Raw genomic sequence first — 17,949 nt, forward strand, 5'->3', positions numbered from 1 at the left:
CACCTTTTATTATAAGGAGGCTTCCGCATTGCCTGTATGGACCCGCTCTCTCTCGTTACTACTTGCGCTCTCTATTTTGCCGGGTGATTTATCATCCGCCATGCTGCCGCAGGAATCAGCACCTGCATCATCCCATCATTCGAGGAGGATTTCCATGGAACAATTACTAAAAAGAAGTGAAGTGCCTGCGGAGAACCGCTGGAAGCTTGAAGATATGTTTGCTTCGCAGAAAGACTGGGATGACGCTTACACCGAAACCAAAGGTCTCATTAAAAAAGCTGCCGACTTTCAGGGCAAGCTCGACACTGCTGGAGCACTAAAAGACTGCTTCGAACTGGATGACAAGCTCTCCTTGCTCACTGAACGGCTCTATGTCTATGCACATATGCGTCAAGATGAAGACACTGCTAATCCGGTCTATCAGGCGCTTTCCCAAAAAGCAAAGCAGCTTAGTGTAGAAGCCGGCGAGGCGCTTTCTTTTATCACACCGGAAATTCTGGCTCTGCCGGTCGAGAAGCTTGACCAGTTCATCGCTGATTCCGAGTTGTCCGATTATACCTTCACGCTCACGGAGATGAAGCGCCAGAAAGCGCATATTCTCACCAAAGCCGAGGAGGCACTGCTGGCCCAAGTGGGGAACCTGTCCCAGGCGCCGCAAAACATTTTTGGCATGCTGAACAACGCCGATCTTAAGTTCCCGAAGATTAAGGACGAGACCGGCAAAGAAGTAGAGTTGACGCATGGCAGCTATATTAAGTTCCTGGAAAGCCCGGACCGTGAGGTCCGCAAGAACGCTTTTAAAGCCGTGTACGAGACTTACGCCAAACAGAAAAATACAATTGCAGCCACGCTGAGTGCCAATGTGAACAAAAATGTGTTCTACTCACGCGTGCGCAAATATCCATCGGTGCTGGAAATGTCCCTCTACGGTGACAATATCCAAAAAGAGGTATACACCAACCTGATCGATACGATCCATGAGAGTCTGCCGCTGATGCACCGCTATATGAAGCTACGTCAGAAGCTGCTTGGGGTTGACGAGCTGCATATGTATGACTTGTTTGCTCCACTCGTGGACGAATACAAGCTGGACATTACCTTCGATGAAGCAAAGAAAATTACCAAAGAAGGCCTTAAGCCGCTGGGCGAGGACTATCTGAAGGTTCTGCAAGAAGGCTATGATAACGGCTGGATCGATGTCTACGAGAATGAGAACAAACGTACAGGTGCATACAGCTGGGGAGCTTACGGCACTCACCCTTACGTGCTGCTGAACCATAACGACAACCTGAACAGTATGTTCACGCTGGCACATGAGATGGGTCACGCCCTTCATTCCTACTATTCGGACAATACGCTGAAGTATCGGGATGCACAGTACACGATTTTCCTGGCGGAGGTTGCTTCCACTACCAACGAAGCACTGCTGATGGATTATTTGCTTAATAAGTCCACAGATCCGAAGGAAAAAATGTACCTGCTCACCTACTATGCCGACCAGTTCCGTACGACTGTATTCCGGCAGACGATGTTTGCCGAATTCGAGAAGATTGTCCATGAACGCGCAGAAGCCGGTGAGTCCCTGACTCCGCAGGATCTGTCCGCTATCTACTATGACCTGAACGTGAAATACTATGGCAAGGACATGGTCGTTGACAAGGATATCGAGATGGAATGGGCACGTATTCCCCATTTCTACAACAGCTTCTACGTTTACAAATATGCCACAGGCTTCTCGGCAGCCACGAGCTTTGCGAAACAGATTCTGGAGGAAGGCAAACCGGCGGTGGACCGTTACCTCGGCTTCCTGAAGAGCGGGGGCAGCGACTACTCCATCAACATTCTGTCCAAAGCCGGTGTTGACATGTCCTCCCCTGCACCGATCCGTGAAGCGATGAGCGTGTTCGAAAGCGTGATTGAGCAGATGGAACAGTTGACCAAGTAAAAAAGAACGTTTAGTATAAAGTTAATCCCTTGCCCGGTCGCGGGCAGGGGATTTATACTGTAGCCCTTTAAGGAGGAATACCCTCATGAAATTACAATGGTCATTGATCGCGGGTCTGATCTTCGCGCTGCTTACCGCAGTTTTTGCGGTGATTAATGTCGATCCGGTACAGGTCAATTTCTTCTTCACTGTCGTCAGCATGCCGCTGATTCTCGTCATCTTGGGCTGCGCCCTGATCGGCGGGATTATCGTCGGGTCCTATGGCATTTTCCGTCAGTACAAACTGCAGAAGCAGATTAAACAGCTGACCGCCGAACTGGCCAAGCTGCGTGAAAACAGCACGTCGCTGGATAGCTTCACGCTGAGCGATGAGAGTGTGTCAGCAGACAGCTCTACACAGGTATAAAATACATAAGGGCATCGGCTTCTGCCGAGGGCCCTATTTTCCCATGAACTGGAGGCTTTAATCCATGCTTACGATTCAACCTAATGAAGAATACATTCTATCCATTCTTAAAAAATTACTCGATACTCCCAGCCCCAGCGGCTTTACCGCTGAGGTCATGAACCTTGTAGCCGAAGAGGCAGCTGCGCTGGATATCCCGTTGTCCTGGAATGAGAAGGGCGGCGTGGTCCTGACCGTTCCCGGCCTCGATCCTTCCCGTACGGTAGGCATTAGCGCACATGTGGACACTCTGGGCGCGATGGTCCGCTCCATTAAATCCAACGGCACCTTGCGCCTAACTTCTGTAGGCGGCTTTACGATGAATAGTATCGAGAACGAATACTGCATTATTCACACCCGCAGCGGCAAGACCTATACAGGCACGATCCTGACGAGTCACCCTTCCGTCCATGTCTATGCCGATGCACGCGACTTCAAGCGGCAGGAAGAGAACATGGAGGTCCGTATTGATGAACTGGTGTCTTCCAAGGATGATGTGCTTAAGCTCGGCATCTCCGTGGGAGATTTCATTTCCTTTGATGCCCGTGCGGTGATTACGCCTAGCGGCTATATCAAATCCCGTCACCTCGATGACAAGGCCAGTGTAGCCGCTCTGCTTGGTCTGCTGGAAAGCATCAAACGCGAGGGCTGGAAGCCCCTGCATAATCTCTCCCTGCTGATCTCCAACTATGAAGAGGTTGGACACGGCGCCTCCTGGATTCCTGGCGAGATCAACGAGATGATCGCTGTAGATATGGGCGCCATGGGCGATGATCTGAGCTGCAAAGAGACGGATGTCTCCATCTGTGCGAAGGATTCTTCTGGCCCTTACGATTATGCTATGACCGGCCGCTTGATCGAGCTGTCTCAGGCTTTGGCCATCCCTTATGCCGTAGACATCTATCCGATGTATGGCTCTGATGCCTCCGCCGCGCTGAAAGGCGGCAACAATATCCGTGCAGCCCTGATCGGTCCGGGCGTACATGCTTCTCACTCCATGGAACGTACACATAAGCAGGCTGTCTTGAATACGACGAAGCTTCTTGCTGCTTATGTCGGAGCCAACTGAGAGCCTTGTCGTCCGTGAGGAACGGTTATGGAAACGTAGGCCTCGGCTGTTCTTTACCGTCCTTACGTTATCAATCGCTCTGATCGCCATTACCTGGATCTTGCTGGACAAAGAGGAAAAACGGGAGGTCTTTAACGGCCTCCCCCACGCCTACACGTACCGGGAGACCGAAAGTTCAGGCAAAGTGGCTTTGCACATGATGTCCCTCTCCCCTGACCGTGTTGTTCTCCGTCCCGCTGGTGTGCCGCTACGGCAGATTGCCGCCTATGGAATCAACGGCGGCTTCTTTTATGGCAAGGATCTGTTGTCCATTGCCATTATGAATGACAACCCGCTCAGCGGCGGGCGACATGATTACGGCTCAGGCTGGTTTAATGCCAAGTATGCCCGTGGCACCTTAGTCTGGGACGGTGCGAAGCGCCAGTTCTCGGTCCAGGTGGTATCCAGCGGTGATGAACTGGCGGTCAGCGACCGTAATCATTATTTTGCCCAGGGTGGCATCAGTATGAACCTGGAGCATGAGGAACAGTGGGCAGTGACGGCGCAAAACGAAAATTTGCCGTACGCCAATGAACAACGGATGCGCTCAGGCATGGTCTACGATAAAACCGGAGCGCTGTGGCTGATCGTGACCCCGACACTCTGCACGGCGGAGGCGTTCCGGGCAGCTATCCTGGAGAGCGTGCCGGGAGAAGGCCGGGAAGGTATCTTTCTCGACGGGGATGGCTCCTCGCAGATGAATGTCGATGAGGCCGTCTTGACCGGTGATCAACGAGCGGTCGTGCAGATGATCGCCGTGTCGCGGGAGTAGAGAAATCTAGATAGTATGGATTTAAAGAGCGCATTTAAAGAACGCTTTTAAAGAGCACGTCTAAAGAACACGTCTAAAGAACACGTCTAAAGAACACGTCTAAAGAACACGTCTAAAGAACACGTCTAAAGAACACGTCTAAAGAACACGTCTAAAAAGCAAACAAGGCCAAGAAAAGAGAGAGTCTATAATAGGGATTCAACTAGACAATTCCACTCTCCGTATGGATACACACGTCGTTGGGATTCCCGAAGTACAATTAACAGCATTTTTGTACCCTAAATATTCTGTAACTAGGGGTTAGCGGGAATTAAGTGCAATATTGTACCTTAAATCTTCCAGAATACCCGCCAAGTGAGCTTTCTAGAGAAATTAAGATACAAAAATGCTCTTATTTCCCTTATTTGCCTCTTTTTAATAAAATTAAGGTACAAAAATGCCTTTAGTTGGGGAGACGAACCCTCTTTCTCAATATAAAACGACTAGTGAAGGGGATGAGAGGTTTGCGTCCTAAAACCCTAACTTCACAGGATAACACCTGCTTTTCTGTGTGAATCTTACTCTCACTTCATAGAAGTAAAAAGTTAAAATGAGCACCTCTGAGCCTCACTCAGTGAGGCTTTCACTTCAAGAAGCACAAAGAAGCTGACGCCGTTACCGGCGTCAGCTTCTTTATGCTGTGTATTAATCTTATCCATGCGATCTCTAATCACGGAATCCATACTCTACAGGAGCTCAATCCCAAGTCTGTTCCAGCTTATCGGCATAAAAGGCAATGGCCTTACTGTAGCTGCGGATTCCCTCGTCTGCCGAGGTGTCCGCGAGTTGCTCCAGCAGGATGCCCATCGCCTCGCTATGGTCCCCCAGATTATGCAGCGCCATCGCGTAGAATACCGGAAATTCCCGGCGATCCGGGAATTCAGCCATGCCTTGGGCCAGAATGGCCCTAGCACGCTCGTATTCGCCGAGCGTTCTGTAGGTGCTTCCCAGTCCAAGCAGCGCACCAGCCTGGTCCTCTGGCGGGAGACCTAGCGCTAGGCTTTTCTCGTAATAAGGCACTGCCGCTCGTTCCAGGCCCAGTACATCATGTGTCCAGGCCAGCTGATAATGCAGCCTGGCATGCTGCGGGTGACCTTCAAGCTGCTCTAACAGCAGCGTCCTGGCCTGCTCTGCCTGCCCAGCACTCCTGAGGGCCACAGCGGCTTCTATGATCCCCTCTATCACTAGCCCTCATCCTTTCCAGTTGCATAATCCGCTCTAGGATGAAGCATACAACATTAAGCATTGCCTGCTATCTTCTCTGCCAGCTCGTTAAGATACGTCCAGCGTTCCATTAGACGCTCCAATTCAGCCTCGCCTTGGCGCTGCTGTTCCACCAGCTCCTGCAGAAGCACAGAGTCGGCGAAGGCTGCTTCCATCTTCACACTGATATCGGCCAAATGCTGCTCTGCCAGCTCAATCTGCTCGTCAATGCCTTCAAACTCACGTTGTTCCTTGAACGTGAATTTGAGTTTTTCCTTGGCTTGAGACGGTGCTGGATTATCCGCTGCGGAGGCTTGAGGTGCACTGCGTTTTGCACCACCGGCACCAGCATCACCTTTGCTCCCTGCCCCACTCCCCGGAGCAATATTCTTGGCAAGCCACTCTTCATATTCACTGTAGTCGCCAACATGAATCCGGATCTTGCCATTCTCAAAGGCGATAAGCTTGTCGATCGTCCGGTCCAGAAAGTACCGGTCATGGGATACTGTAAAGACTACACCCGGGAATTCATCCAGATAGTCTTCCAGAACCGCCAATGTACCAATATCAAGATCATTGGTCGGCTCGTCCAGCAGCAGCACATTTGGAGCTCCCATCAAGACACGCAGAAGATATAGCCGTCTCTTCTCCCCGCCGGAGAGCTTGGAGATCGGCGTCCACTGCGCTGCCGGAGGGAACAGGAAGCGTTCCATCATCTGCGAGGCCGTAATGACGCTACCGTCCGCTGTGCGGACTACCTCAGCCTCTTCCTTCACATACTCGATGGCCCGCAAGCTTAGATCCATATCCTGATGCTCTTGCGTGAAATAACCGAGCTTCACTGTAGCACCCAATTGAACTTCACCGCTATCCGGCTGCAATTTCCCGGCGATCAGGTTCAGCAGCGTGGACTTGCCGCTACCGTTCGGCCCGACAATCCCCACTCGGTCCTGCGGAACAGCGATGTAGGTCAGATCGCTAATTAGCTGCCGTCCATCCAGTGATTTGGACAGCTCTTGTATTTCAATAATTTTACGCCCCAGCCGGGTCGAAGCTACGGACAGGTCAAGTGTACCGCCGGAGACATTGCCGGTCGCCTCCTTGAGCTTCTCGAAGCGATCGATTCTGGCCTTCTGCTTCGTAGTACGCGCCTTCGCCCCGCGGCGAATCCAGGCCAATTCTGTACGCAGCAGATTTTTACGCTTCTGCTCCTCTGACGCCTCCCGCTCTTCACGGTCAGCCTTCAGCTCCAGGAAGCGGGAATAATTTGCTTCATAGCGGAACAAACGTCCACCATCCAGTTCCAACATGACGCTGGCGACCCGGTCCAGGAAGTACCGATCATGCGTAATCATGAGCAGCGCGCCGCGCCGTTTCTGCAGATACTGCTCCAGCCAGGCTACGGAATCCGTATCAATATGGTTGGTAGGCTCATCTAGAATCAGCAGCTCTGACGGTGTGATTAGCGCCGCGGCAAGGGCCACACGCTTGCGCTGTCCGCCGGACAGATTCTCCATAAGAGCATCGAAGCGGGTGATACCAAGCTTGGTCAGAACACTCTTCGCTTCACTTTCAAGATGCCAAGCATCAGCAGCGTCAATAGCTTGCCCTATTCCGGCCAGCTTGCGCTCCAGCGCAGTATTCCCAGGATCAGCTTCCAATTGCGCCACTACATCCATATACTCACGGGTCGCAACCAGCGCCGGGTCTTCTCCGGCAAAGACCTGCTGAAGAACCGTATTACCGGGCTCGTAAGGCGGATTTTGGGCCAGAAATTGTACCCTCACATCGTTACCGATGGCTACTTGTCCTTCATCCGGTGTGTCCAGACCGGCGATGATACGTAAGAATGTCGATTTGCCTGTACCATTTACACCGACAATACCGATCTTATCCCGGTCATCCATCCCGAATGAAGCGTCTTTGAACAATATTTTTTCGCCATAGCTTTTGGAGAGATGCTCCACGGTCATAATATTCATGCTTTATCCTCGCTTGCCTTAGTTTATATTTGAAGCTGATTGCAATCTGGAGAAAACCGCCCGGAACCCGGACGGCCTTATCTTCTGGCGCTTCGTAATTTCCAGCGGGTACACTCCCAACGCCTCTCAGCCCGGTGGTGCTTCTGCTTCTGGTATATGTAAAGCGTTCATCGCCCCGTTAATGAACAGACTCGCGGCAAATCGCGACCGCTTGCGGGCATCGTCAGCCGTGAAATCCGGCTGGAACAGAATGTCCATCTTAAGTCTGTCCAGCATGCCAATGTAGGACTGCGCCATTAACTCCGGCTCCGTAGCTCCACCTTCCAGTAGCACCTTCATGACTGCCTGCTTGTACTGCTCCATGAATTGAGCCATGTAAGCCACGAGCTCAGGGTTATTGTTAGGCGCCCGAAAGAACAGTTTCGTGTGCTGCTTGCGGTCATAATAATAGAACAAGTGATGATCCGCTATAACCGCCAGCTTGCCGCTCAGGTTGTTCTCGGTACCCAGCCTCTCTTCCAATTGCTCCAGAAAGCCTTCGCAGTCACGCTGTGTGACAGCCATGAATAGCTCTTCCTTGCTCTTGAAATAGAGATATATCGTTCCTTTGGCAATTCCCGCCTGCTCCGCTACCTGCGACATCTTCGTCTCGTAGAAACCGGCGGAGCCAAAAAGTCCGTAAGCAGCATTGAGAATGGACGTATGTTTATCATTGGATGCGCTGCCCAGGCAGTCCACCCCCTTACTGTATATTCACCAGGCCAGTCCAACCAGCAGAGCCACGATCCCGCCAACCGCCGAGCTGATAGCATTAACTGCATCATTGGTCATCCAGCGCCAACCACGGGCGTGTACGGCAGGGACGCCGCAGTGCTGCGGACTCTCTACCTCACGGCCGCAGACTGTGCAGCGATTCATCTGCTGTACGGTTGCACCGAGGAACGAGTCGGCAAAAGCACCTGCAAGCCCGCCTAACAGCCCGGCTAGCACCAGTGTCCAGAAAGCCTGATCTGCCATTCCGGCACCCTTCTGAAGCAGCCATGAGCCCGCACCGATCAGGACACCCCCGGCACCAGCCGCCAGTGTTCCCAAGAGCGACACTCCGCCAGAGGCACCTGCAGGCAGCACTTTGCCCGTGAGCACGGAGCGTGGCTGCTTCTTGCTAAGCGTGCCAATCTCTGTAGCCCAAGTATCCGAGGTTACGGTAGCCATTACGCCGATGAACAGAAAGCTCCACAGTTCCAGCGGATACAAGGCATTCAGCAGCACAACCAGCATACCGATCCCGCCATTGGCGAATACCTGTCCGGCATCGCGGCGGCCCGTCTTAGCATACGTCTCTTCCAGCTCTGCCTTGTTATCGTGCTTAAGCTTGGACAACAGACTTGAGGTAATAAAGAATAACAGCAGAACGCCAAACCAGAAGACGTTGCCTGCTCCAAAATAAATCGTGCCCATCAGCACTGCCGCCAGCATACCCGAGAGGCTCAGCGACTGTCTCCAATACGCGGCTCCCGCGACCAGCAGAGCACCACAGGCCCCGATTATAAGCTGCATGATTTCAACTCCTGCCACTATAGGGTTGCTTCCCGCACTAGCCGATCAGGCAGGTACCAAGCAGCCTTTCTCCCCAATATAATTCAAAGGAATCACCAGTGACTGCTGGTCCTACACCCGCAGGGGTTCCGGTGAAGATTAGATCATTTTTGCCCAGCCCGTAGCGGGCAGCAATAAAGTCAACGATTTTCTGGAGGGAGAAAATCATATCCTTCACGTTGCCGCGCTGCACTTCCGCACCATTTTTCAAAATCACAAAATCCGTAGCCTCCAGCTCATCCTGGTCGGGAAAAGCAATATACGGGGTCAATGGAGCCGAATTCTTGAAGCCCTTGGCTGCAGTCCACGGCAGACCCTTCTTCTTCAGGTCATTCTGCACATCACGCAGTGTGAAATCCAGTCCCAATGCCATCACATCCACCAGTTCCTCCACACTCATTCCCGGCACATAATCACGCGCGATCCGCAGGACAAGCTCGCCTTCAAAATGAATCTGACCGGCATCCTTCGGAAGCTGGATAATGGCTTTATCAAGGGGGACTGCCGCATGAGAGGGCTTCAGGAAGATCAGCGGCTCAGCCGGGACCTTGTTGCCCAGTTCTTCTGCATGTAGCAAGTAATTTCGTCCAACACAATACAGATTATTTATAGCCGCGCACATGGATAGATTCAGCTCTCTTTCCTGTTGATTGTTAAATTCATTACTTTCCAATGAACGTATCGCCCCATAAATCAGGACGGTTCGTACAAATCATTATATCAGAATGCATGGCCGCCAAGCGACGCATCTCCCGTGCTTTATTCACTGTCCAGGCCATTACCTTGATGTCTTGCTCCGACAGCAGGCTGGCCATAAGCGGGTTCAGTCGTGAAAAGCGGATTGAAAGGAAGGAACATTGCAGCTCCTGCAACTTCGAAACCGGGTCACCCGATCTGGAATCATAGATCAGCCCCGTTCTGAAACGGGGGTCCAGCGCCTTGATTCTCTGCAATGCCCCATGATCAAACGAAGTCAGGACAACCTCATCCCGCATATTGCGGGCGTTAACCTGATCGATAACCGCCTGCTCGAGACCGGGGTACATATCGTTTACGGTTTTGAGCTCAATATTGAGGCGTAGCTTGCCAGATACCAACGCCAGCACTTCATCCAGCGAAGGCACTTTCTCGCCACGAAAAGCCCTTCCTTTCCAGCCGCCGGCATCCAGCCGACGAATCCCCTCCCAGTTCATCTCCCTGACCTTGCCGTGCCCGTTGGTGGTCCGATCCAGCGTGTAATCATGAATGACCAGCGGCACGCTGTCCCGTGATAGCTGAACATCAATCTCCATCCAGCGCACAAAGGGGAGCTCTAGCGCCATCCGAACAGCGGCCAGTGTATTCTCCGGCGCCTTACCGGAAAATCCCCGGTGTGCCACACAAGGGTTCTTCATCCCATTCCCCCTCTGACCATTCGCTTCTCAAGCGGCTGCTATTTATGCAATTTTTCCAGTTCCGCGCTTAACCTTTATTATTTTGCCTTCTGAGTCACTTTGCCGTCAGCACCAATCCGCACAAGACCGGAAGACAAGGACTCGATTCGCTTCAGGAGAATACCTCCTGCCACATCATTCATTGGGACAGGGCGGGCCAGCTCAGCGTCCATCGGTTTGAGTTGCATCGAGCATTGCCCTTTGATAGTACACTCAGCCTGAAAAACCGCTGTCTCCCAGGTAGTGGGGATAGAGCCTTTGGTGAAAATAAAATTACCCGTGCTGTAGGCGATCCATTTGCCTTTATAAGGCTCTATGCCCTGCAGCACATGGGGATGTCCGCCAATGACGAGATCCGCCCCTGCATCTATAAAACTGTGGCCCAGCTTCTGCTGAACACTGTCGTACTGATCTACACGTTCCTTACCCCAGTGCACAACCACAACCACCAGGTCTGCCTTTTTCTTGGCAGCGGCAATCGCTTGTAGTCCTTCTGCACTGTCATAAACGGAGGCAACACCCGGAGTATTCGGTCCCGCCTTCCAATCCATAACTGGCATGACTCGTGTGAATCCCAGCAGCGCAATCTTGATTCCATTGCGTTCAAAATATTGCGCGCTATAAGCCTCCTTGCTATTGAGGCCTGCTCCGACATAGGGAATGCCTCTCTTACCCAGGTGAGTCATTGTATCTCTAAGGCCTTCCTGTCCCTGATCCAGGGTATGGTTGTTAGCGAGGTTCACAGCGTCAATGCCAGCTGCCTTGAGAGCGTCCAGAGCCTCGGGCGCGCCCTTAAACACAAATTGTTTATTCTGAGCGCCAACTCCCCGGGTCGTGATCGGCGTCTCCAGGTTCACCACGGTAAGATCATCCTTCTTGAACATGCCGCCAAGCGCGGAATACGAATAATCATAACCTTTCTGCTTGAGCAGTTCTCCAGCTTTGCCGGAGAAGATAACATCCCCGGCAAAGCTCAGCTTAACCGTACGTTCCCCTGCCAGGCCTTCAGGCAGCCCTGCGATGAAATTACTGTCTTTGCCCTGCACATCTCCCGTCTTGCTATCAGAAGGGGTCTTACTGCCCGTTCCGTTCTTCCCTCCGGTGTCAGTAGGTGAGGAACTATCCCCTGCAGAAGTCTGCCCTTCAGCCGTACCCTTGTTATTCCCAGTAACTCCATCGTCTTCCGGGGGGCTGCTCGGTAGAGGTGTGGCCGTTGGCGCTACTGTTGCCTCAGGTGTTGCTGTTATTTCAGGTGTTGGCGTTGCTTCTGGTGTTGCCGTAACTTCGGGTGTGACTGCCGCTTCGTCTTCATTGTTCGCCGAGGTAGGCGGGTCACTCTCCTGCATCGCCGGATCCGGGGAAGGGGAGTCCGTAGCCTGTGCCACTGGAGGCGGAAAGGAAGATCTATAACCATGTTCGCTGGTAAAACCATAAGTCAATAAGGCGGTGATCATCAATAGTAAACTTACATTAATCCAAGCCCAGATCGTTCTACGACGACGTCTGTTCGGTTTGTCTTTGCGTCTGGAGCTTGATCGCGGCGAATACATGGGTACAATGGTTCTCCTTTGTGTTTAAAATTGTTTCTATTATATCATATCACGTGCTTGTCCCCGCAAATGGTAGAATTGCCAATTACATTTAATAGGACCTTAATTAATGTTCAAAAAAACGGTGAGGCGTTAGAAGTACGCCCCACCGTTCCCAAATTCTATATTTATATAGAACTTAATAAAAATAACAAACAAAGAAACCAACTATTCCTTCAAGGCACCCGCAGCGGCTTCGGCCAGAAGCTTGGCCTGCTTGATGCAGTCCGGCATGCCAATGCCGTCATATCCGGCGCCGAAAGCATACACCCCCGGAAGGCTCTCGGCCATTTCGCTACGGAGCCGGGCAATCGCGGCTGGATGGCCTACCGGGTACTGTGGCATCGAATGCCGCAGACGGGTGATTTCCGTAAACAGAGGCTTCGCGGTAATGCCCATGATCTCACGCAGATCCTTGCGCACCAGTTCTGCCAATGCGTCGTCGGGCAGTTCCACATTCTGTTCATCACCGGAACGTCCTACGTAACACCGCAGCAGAACCTTGTCATCAGGGCTGGTATGCAGCCATTTGGACGAAGTCCAGGTACACGCCGTAATGTTACGACCTTCCTTACGCGGAACGAGAAAGCCGGAACCATCATACTCGCCGACTGTATCTTGCTTATTGAATGCCATGACCACATTTGCCACGGAGACATAGTTCACTGCATCCAGTGCTGATACATCGACATGCGGACGCAGCAGTTCTGCAGCGGCAAAATTTTGCGTCGTTACGTATATATCATCCGCTTGCAAACTCTCACCGTTATCTAACACAATTTCATAGCGGTGAGTACGATCAGACCCACTATGTACTTTAATGGAAGCTGCTGCAACTTCTGTGCGCTGCTCCACATCATGCAGTTCATGAATCAATCCGTGCACGAGGCTCTGTAGTCCCTTGGTGAAGGTCAAAAAGGCACTTTTCTTAGTTCCGGTATGCGTCTCAGCCGGCTTGCGCCCAGTGGTCATCCCGCGAATCAGGCTGCCGTACTGCCGCTCCACATCGCCGAACTGCGGAAAGGTCGCCTGCAGGCTGATCTTGCGCATGTCCCCCGCATAAATTCCGGCAAGCAGTGGCTCGGTCATGTTCTCCAGGACCTCTGTTCCAAGCCGGCGCTCAATTAGCGACCCAAGGGATTCGTCCTCTTTGCTGCGCTTTGGCGGGAGGATAAAGTCCATCATTGCCCGAGCCTTACCGCTGAAGGATACGAGCCCGCTTTTCAGAAACGGTCCAATCTCTGTAGGAATACCGAGCACCAGACCCGCCGGCATTGGATGAAGCTTGCCACGTTGCAAGATGTAGGTTTTCTTGGCATTGGGATTGGTGGTAACCAGTTCATGGTCAAGCTCCAGTTCCTTTGCCAGATCGCTCATCGCCGTTTTGCGGGCCAGGAAGGAATCCGGGCCTTTCTCGATGACGAAGCCATCCCGGTGCAAGGTCTCAATCTTGCCGCCTAACGTCTTATCCTTTTCGATCAATACGATATCGGGGATTACCCCAGCCTCTTTATAGAACTTGCGCACATAAAAAGCGGCGCTGAGGCCGCTCAGGCCTCCGCCGATAATGACGATCTTCCTGGGGGAAGCGGTCATGGCTGGGTCACCTTCATCTGGTTCACCTGGCTTAATACGACATCGCTCAGAACAGACATGTATGCCGGATCGCTGTTCAGCGATTCAGTCCGCGTAAAACGCATATCCAGCTCGGCAGCGATTGCCGTTGCTTCGATATCAAGGTCATACAAGACCTCCAAATGATCAGACACGAAACCGATTGGTGCAGACAGCACGTATTCCACCTGTTCCTTGCTGAGATCGCGTAATGTGTCAAGGATATCCGGGCCCAGCCAAGGCTCAGCCGTGCGCCCTGCACTTTGCCATGTGAATTGCCATGAAGCCACACCTGCTTTGTCCGCGATGGCCTTGGATGTCTCCATCAACTGGTCAACATACGGATCACCCATGGCCAGGATGCGTTCCGGCAAGCTATGAGCGCTGAAAAGAACACGGATCTCGTCACGTGCCGCCCCCGCTTCCACATACTGATCCATCTTGGCTGTCACTCTCCGGCTCAGCACATCTATAAGTTCAGGATGCATATGGTAACTCTCGACGAACGACATGTTAACGCCGCATTCCTCAGCCTTAGCCTGTGCCCGCTTGATATAGGTACCTACACTCATAACCGAATAGTGGGGCGCCAGCACAATCCCTACAGCTTGTGTAATGCCTGCCTTCGCCATCGCTTCCACGCCATCCTCAATAAACGGACGGGCATGCTTCAAACCCTGGTAACAGACGAATTCCAGATCGCGCCCGCCTTTATCCTCGTTCAACTTGGCCTCCAACGCCTCAACCTGACGGTCCGTGTTCTCTCTCAGTGGAAATACACCACCGACAATCGCTTCGTAACGATCCTTCAGTTCTTTTAGCTGTTCTGCTGACGGCGCATTGCCGCGACGAATATGCGTATAGTAAGCTTCTACATTATCCAGGCTTTCAGGAGTGCCGTACGACATGACCAAAACACCAATTTTTGTTGTCACGTTTTCCATCCCCTTTAGTAAGTTTTAGATCCGGTTGTTCGGGAACGTTATTTGCCAGCTCCCGCCAATACACCGGCCGAATACTCGTGAATATATTCTGTCAATTCCCTTAGCTTGTCCAGCGAAGCCTCGGGGAATAAGCCATGACCCAGGTTGAATACATAACCCGGCTCCAGCACACCTTCATCAATCAGGTCTTTGGCCCGCTCCTTGAGCAGATCCATTGGCGCGGTCAGCAGGTAAGGGTCCAGATTACCTTGTACTGCGAACTTGCCGCCCAGTCTACGCCGTCCTTCGGTCAGACTTACCCGCCAGTCCAGGCCGATGACATCAGCTTGAAGGCTTTGAAGGCTTGGCAGCAATTCACCCGAGCTCACGCCCGGGAAATAAATTTTCGGTACGTCCAAATCGGACAACTCAGCAAAAATGCGCTGAATCGTCGGCAGCACATAGATCTCGAAATCCCGAGGCGCCAAGGAGCCTACCCAGCTGTCAAACAACTGGAACGCCTTGCCTCCGCTGCGGACATGACTGCGCAAATAAGCGATGACCATATCACCCAGTTTGTTCATCAGCTTTTCCCATACCTGGGGCTCACTGTACATCATCTCTTTGGTACGGATATAGCTCTTGGACGGTCTACCTTCAATTAAATAACTGGCAATCGTAAAAGGTGCGCCAGCAAACGTGATCAAAGGCACATCCAGTTCCTTCTCCAAAATAGAGATCGTTTCCAAAATGTGGCTTAGGTCGCCCTCAATGTCAATCGGCTTCAGCTTGTCCACATCAGCTGCGCTGCGGATCGGATTCTCGATCACCGGCCCGATGTTTTTGACAATGTCAAAGTCCACCCCGATGGAAGCCACAGGATTCATAATATCCGAATATAAAATCGCTGCGTCCACACCCAGCTTCTTCACAGGCATCATAGTTACTTCCGCGGCCAGCTCGGGCTGACTGCAGATCTCGAGGAGCGAATATTTCTCCTTGATTTTACGGTAGTCGGGGTCATAACGACCGGCCTGCCGCATGTACCATACGGGAACGTGTTCCGTTTTCTGCTTCCTGCAGGCACGGATAAAAGTATCATTGTAGGTCATGATAATATCTCCATAAGATTTAATAAAATCTAAAATTCACATATTACCTATTATGCCCTTTTTGCAGGGATGTAACAACCGCCACACCCCCAGCCGAATGACAATCCTATGACATTACTATGACAAGTGTTGCACCGGAGATGTCGAAAAATGTGATATACTGATAGAATGTCAATTTTTCGTGAATTTTTATTCCTATGATTTCCCTGAAAGGAAGTGAAGCACTTTGAAGAATTGGGAGACTTGGAAAGTCAATCTCATGGTGCTTTGGTTTGGACAATTCCTGGTCAACGCCGGGATGACAATGATCACACCATTTCTGACACTGTACCTTGCCAAGGATCTTGGCGTGCAGGGCGAGCATTCGATCGGAATCTGGGCCGGCCTTATTTTTGCCGCCAATTTCCTGACCTCGTTTCTGTTTCAGCCCCTGTGGGGCAAGCTGGCCGACAAATACGGACGCAAAATCATGCTGCTGCGCTCCAGCTTCGGTATGGCGATTGTCATCGTGCTAATGGGCTTTGCCCAGACCCCGATGCAGCTGCTGCTACTGCGCCTGTTGAACGGTACGATTTCCGGATTCAATCCCGCCTCCATCGCCCTCGTCTCCGGCACAACGCCGAAGAACCGCATGGGCTTTGCGATGGGCCTCATGCAGTCCGGTTCGGTGGCAGGTACTATTTTGGGGCCGCTGATCGGTGGTTTGCTGGCAGACTGGATTGGGTTCCGCCCGATTTTTTATGTCGTAGGCGCATTGCTCTTTATCGCCTCATTACTGGCACTCTTCCTTGTTAAAGAAAAGTTCGACCGGCAGGAAGCCGCACATGTACCGCAGATTTCAGTACTGGCTGGCTTGAAGGAGCTTACGAAGGTTCCTCAATTGCCCGCCTTGTTCGGTATTACGTTCCTGCTGCAATTCGCCATGATCAGTCCCATGACGCTGCTGCCTTTGTATGTAGAGAAGCTGAATGGATCTGCCGTCAACATCGCCTTTTGGGCCGGCATGGTCAGTGCGGTCACTGGCGTCTCGAATATGCTGGCGTCTCCCGTCCTAGGCAAGCTAAGCGACAAAATTGGGGCACACCGCATTCTAACTTATGCCCTAATCGGAGCCGCTGTATTCCTGATCCCGCAGGCTTTTGTAACGACTGTTTGGCAGTTAATCATCATCCGCTTCCTGATGGGTGTGTTCATGGGTGGACTGCTGCCCAGTGTCAACGCTCTTATCCGTACTTACACACCTGACGGCAAGGAAAGCCGCGCCTTTGGCTTCAACAGCAGCACTCTAGCCCTTGGCAATATGCTCGGCGCCATGATCGGCGGCTTCCTCTCCGGATATATCGGGATCGAGGGACTCTTCATCATTTCAGGCAGTCTGCTTCTGATCAATATGTTCTGGGTACGAATAAGCCTGTATAAACATACCACCCCGCGGCTGTTTCGTTGACGCTATTTAACGACTGCCAGGGCCAACCCGTCGTAAGCAGGCAGCAGTGTGCTGGTCAGCCGGTCATCACTGGCGATCATTTCATTGAAACGACGCATAGCCTGCACGGCAGGTCCGTTCTTCTCGGTGTTCAGCGTACGACCGCGCAGGAAGATGTTATCCCCGGCAATAATTGCTCCCGGCTGTGCCAGCCGGATGGCATATTCCAGATAGTTCGGGTAATTCTCCTTATCCGCATCGATGAAAAAGAAATCGAATGAGGCACCCTCGGCTTCGAGCTGCTTGAGGCTGTCAAGGGCCGGGCCCACTCTGTACTCTACAGCTTCGTCCCCAAAACCGGCCTGCTCCAGATGACCACGCGCCAGTTCGGCGTATTCGGCTTTCAGTTCCAGCGAAGTCAGCTTGCCGCCAGGCGCCAGTCCGCGGGATAGGCAGATCCCGCTGTAACCGCCAAGTGCCCCGATCTCCAGAATCCGCGATGATCGGGAGAGGCTAACGAGCATACCAAGCAGCCGTCCGTAACCTGGAGCAATGGAAACCTCCGGCATCCCTGCTGCGACGATCGCTGTTTTGACATCCAGCAGCAATTGATCTTCTGTATATAGCTGTTCACTGTATTCTTCCTGATTAAGCATGTATAATCTCCTTTGATCGACTTGCCGATATCTCCTTAAGAGAGTCCGGTAAGTGTATTGTTTATTTTTTACGGAGTGACGGTCATTGTGAACTGCCGCGCATTCC

16 protein-coding genes are annotated in these 17,949 nt (G+C 52.1%); 5 read left to right on the plus strand and 11 right to left on the minus strand.

Going from position 1 to position 17,949, the window contains the following annotated elements:
• The first annotated feature begins 154 nt into the window (after nt 1-154).
• The 4 genes from pepF (at nt 155) to ACFVU8_RS19695 (ending at nt 4,270) form a co-directional block, all read left to right on the plus strand.
• Nucleotides 155-1,945 carry an oligoendopeptidase F gene (gene pepF / locus ACFVU8_RS19680; RefSeq protein WP_379468711.1) on the plus strand — a complete coding sequence of 597 codons (1,791 nt, stop codon included), beginning with the start codon at nt 155-157 and terminating at the stop codon, nt 1,943-1,945.
• An 85-nt stretch (nt 1,946-2,030) separates the two neighbouring features.
• Complete coding sequence (locus ACFVU8_RS19685; protein ID WP_379468709.1) at nt 2,031-2,351, plus strand: LapA family protein; 321 nt, start codon at nt 2,031-2,033, stop codon at nt 2,349-2,351.
• 64 nt (nt 2,352-2,415) lie between these two features.
• Complete coding sequence (locus ACFVU8_RS19690; RefSeq protein WP_387429530.1) at nt 2,416-3,459, plus strand: M42 family metallopeptidase; 1,044 nt, start codon at nt 2,416-2,418, stop codon at nt 3,457-3,459.
• Nucleotides 3,443-4,270, plus strand: coding sequence for a hypothetical protein (locus ACFVU8_RS19695; RefSeq protein WP_387429532.1), 828 nt, complete (start codon nt 3,443-3,445; stop codon nt 4,268-4,270). The genes ACFVU8_RS19690 and ACFVU8_RS19695 overlap by 17 nt, the downstream gene beginning before the upstream one ends.
• Before the next feature lie 735 nt (nt 4,271-5,005).
• Here the strand turns inward: ACFVU8_RS19695 and ACFVU8_RS19700 are convergent.
• From ACFVU8_RS19700 to hemE, 10 genes are all read right to left on the minus strand, one after another.
• Nucleotides 5,006-5,491 carry a tetratricopeptide repeat protein gene (locus ACFVU8_RS19700; protein ID WP_387430117.1) on the minus strand — a complete coding sequence of 162 codons (486 nt, stop codon included), beginning with the start codon at nt 5,489-5,491 and terminating at the stop codon, nt 5,006-5,008.
• Nucleotides 5,492-5,547: 56 nt separating this feature from the next.
• A complete protein-coding gene (locus ACFVU8_RS19705) occupies nt 5,548-7,494 on the minus strand; it encodes an ABC-F family ATP-binding cassette domain-containing protein (RefSeq protein ID WP_387429533.1) in 1,947 nt (648 codons plus the stop codon).
• Between the two features lie 126 nt (nt 7,495-7,620).
• Entirely contained in the window at nt 7,621-8,232 is a 612-nt protein-coding gene (locus ACFVU8_RS19710; RefSeq protein WP_387429535.1) for a TetR/AcrR family transcriptional regulator, read from the minus strand.
• A gap of 15 nt (nt 8,233-8,247) precedes the next feature.
• Nucleotides 8,248-9,051: a DUF92 domain-containing protein gene (locus ACFVU8_RS19715; protein ID WP_387429536.1), complete on the minus strand. Its 804-nt coding sequence runs from the start codon at nt 9,049-9,051 to the stop codon at nt 8,248-8,250.
• Between the two features lie 37 nt (nt 9,052-9,088).
• On the minus strand, nt 9,089-9,712 hold the full coding sequence (locus ACFVU8_RS19720) for a fumarylacetoacetate hydrolase family protein (RefSeq protein ID WP_387430119.1): 624 nt from the start codon (nt 9,710-9,712) through the stop codon (nt 9,089-9,091).
• 40 nt (nt 9,713-9,752) lie between these two features.
• Nucleotides 9,753-10,484, minus strand: a complete 732-nt coding sequence (locus ACFVU8_RS19725; RefSeq protein ID WP_387429538.1) for a glycerophosphodiester phosphodiesterase — start codon at nt 10,482-10,484, stop codon at nt 9,753-9,755.
• A 77-nt stretch (nt 10,485-10,561) separates the two neighbouring features.
• Nucleotides 10,562-12,073: a CapA family protein gene (locus ACFVU8_RS19730; RefSeq protein ID WP_387429541.1), complete on the minus strand. Its 1,512-nt coding sequence runs from the start codon at nt 12,071-12,073 to the stop codon at nt 10,562-10,564.
• 207 nt (nt 12,074-12,280) lie between these two features.
• On the minus strand, nt 12,281-13,708 hold the full coding sequence (gene hemG / locus ACFVU8_RS19735) for a protoporphyrinogen oxidase (protein ID WP_175374335.1): 1,428 nt from the start codon (nt 13,706-13,708) through the stop codon (nt 12,281-12,283).
• Entirely contained in the window at nt 13,705-14,661 is a 957-nt protein-coding gene (gene hemH / locus ACFVU8_RS19740) for a ferrochelatase (RefSeq protein WP_175374334.1), read from the minus strand. Before hemH ends, hemG begins: the two co-directional genes overlap by 4 nt.
• Before the next feature lie 47 nt (nt 14,662-14,708).
• Nucleotides 14,709-15,761, minus strand: coding sequence for a uroporphyrinogen decarboxylase (hemE, locus tag ACFVU8_RS19745; RefSeq protein WP_387429544.1), 1,053 nt, complete (start codon nt 15,759-15,761; stop codon nt 14,709-14,711).
• Between the two features lie 226 nt (nt 15,762-15,987).
• On the opposite strand from hemE, the gene ACFVU8_RS19750 reads away from it, so the two are divergent.
• Nucleotides 15,988-17,208 carry an MFS transporter gene (locus ACFVU8_RS19750; RefSeq protein WP_387429547.1) on the plus strand — a complete coding sequence of 407 codons (1,221 nt, stop codon included), beginning with the start codon at nt 15,988-15,990 and terminating at the stop codon, nt 17,206-17,208.
• A gap of 2 nt (nt 17,209-17,210) precedes the next feature.
• Here the strand turns inward: ACFVU8_RS19750 and ACFVU8_RS19755 are convergent, their stop codons facing one another.
• A complete protein-coding gene (locus tag ACFVU8_RS19755; protein WP_387429551.1) occupies nt 17,211-17,843 on the minus strand; it encodes an O-methyltransferase in 633 nt (210 codons plus the stop codon).
• Between the last annotated feature and the right edge of the window lie 106 nt (nt 17,844-17,949).

Origin of the sequence: Paenibacillus sp. NPDC058177, from assembly GCF_042883835.1 — a bacterium.
GTDB classification, from domain to species: domain Bacteria; phylum Bacillota; class Bacilli; order Paenibacillales; family Paenibacillaceae; genus Paenibacillus_AQ; species Paenibacillus_AQ agri.

Excerpts from the sequence above, each read along its gene's own strand:
- pepF (WP_379468711.1), top strand. The coding sequence starts at position 155 with ATGGAACAATTACTAAAAAGAAGTGAAGTGCCTGCGGAGAACCGCTGG.
- ACFVU8_RS19685 (WP_379468709.1), top strand. The coding sequence starts at position 2,031 with ATGAAATTACAATGGTCATTGATCGCGGGTCTGATCTTCGCGCTGCTT.
- ACFVU8_RS19690 (WP_387429530.1), top strand. The coding sequence starts at position 2,416 with ATGCTTACGATTCAACCTAATGAAGAATACATTCTATCCATTCTTAAA.
- ACFVU8_RS19695 (WP_387429532.1), top strand. The coding sequence starts at position 3,443 with ATGTCGGAGCCAACTGAGAGCCTTGTCGTCCGTGAGGAACGGTTATGG.
- ACFVU8_RS19705 (WP_387429533.1), bottom strand. The coding sequence starts at position 7,494 with ATGAATATTATGACCGTGGAGCATCTCTCCAAAAGCTATGGCGAAAAA.
- ACFVU8_RS19715 (WP_387429536.1), bottom strand. The coding sequence starts at position 9,051 with ATGCAGCTTATAATCGGGGCCTGTGGTGCTCTGCTGGTCGCGGGAGCC.
- ACFVU8_RS19720 (WP_387430119.1), bottom strand. The coding sequence starts at position 9,712 with ATGTGCGCGGCTATAAATAATCTGTATTGTGTTGGACGAAATTACTTG.
- ACFVU8_RS19725 (WP_387429538.1), bottom strand. The coding sequence starts at position 10,484 with ATGAAGAACCCTTGTGTGGCACACCGGGGATTTTCCGGTAAGGCGCCG.
- ACFVU8_RS19730 (WP_387429541.1), bottom strand. The coding sequence starts at position 12,073 with ATGTATTCGCCGCGATCAAGCTCCAGACGCAAAGACAAACCGAACAGA.
- hemG (WP_175374335.1), bottom strand. The coding sequence starts at position 13,708 with ATGACCGCTTCCCCCAGGAAGATCGTCATTATCGGCGGAGGCCTGAGC.
- hemE (WP_387429544.1), bottom strand. The coding sequence starts at position 15,761 with ATGACCTACAATGATACTTTTATCCGTGCCTGCAGGAAGCAGAAAACG.
- ACFVU8_RS19755 (WP_387429551.1), bottom strand. The coding sequence starts at position 17,843 with ATGCTTAATCAGGAAGAATACAGTGAACAGCTATATACAGAAGATCAA.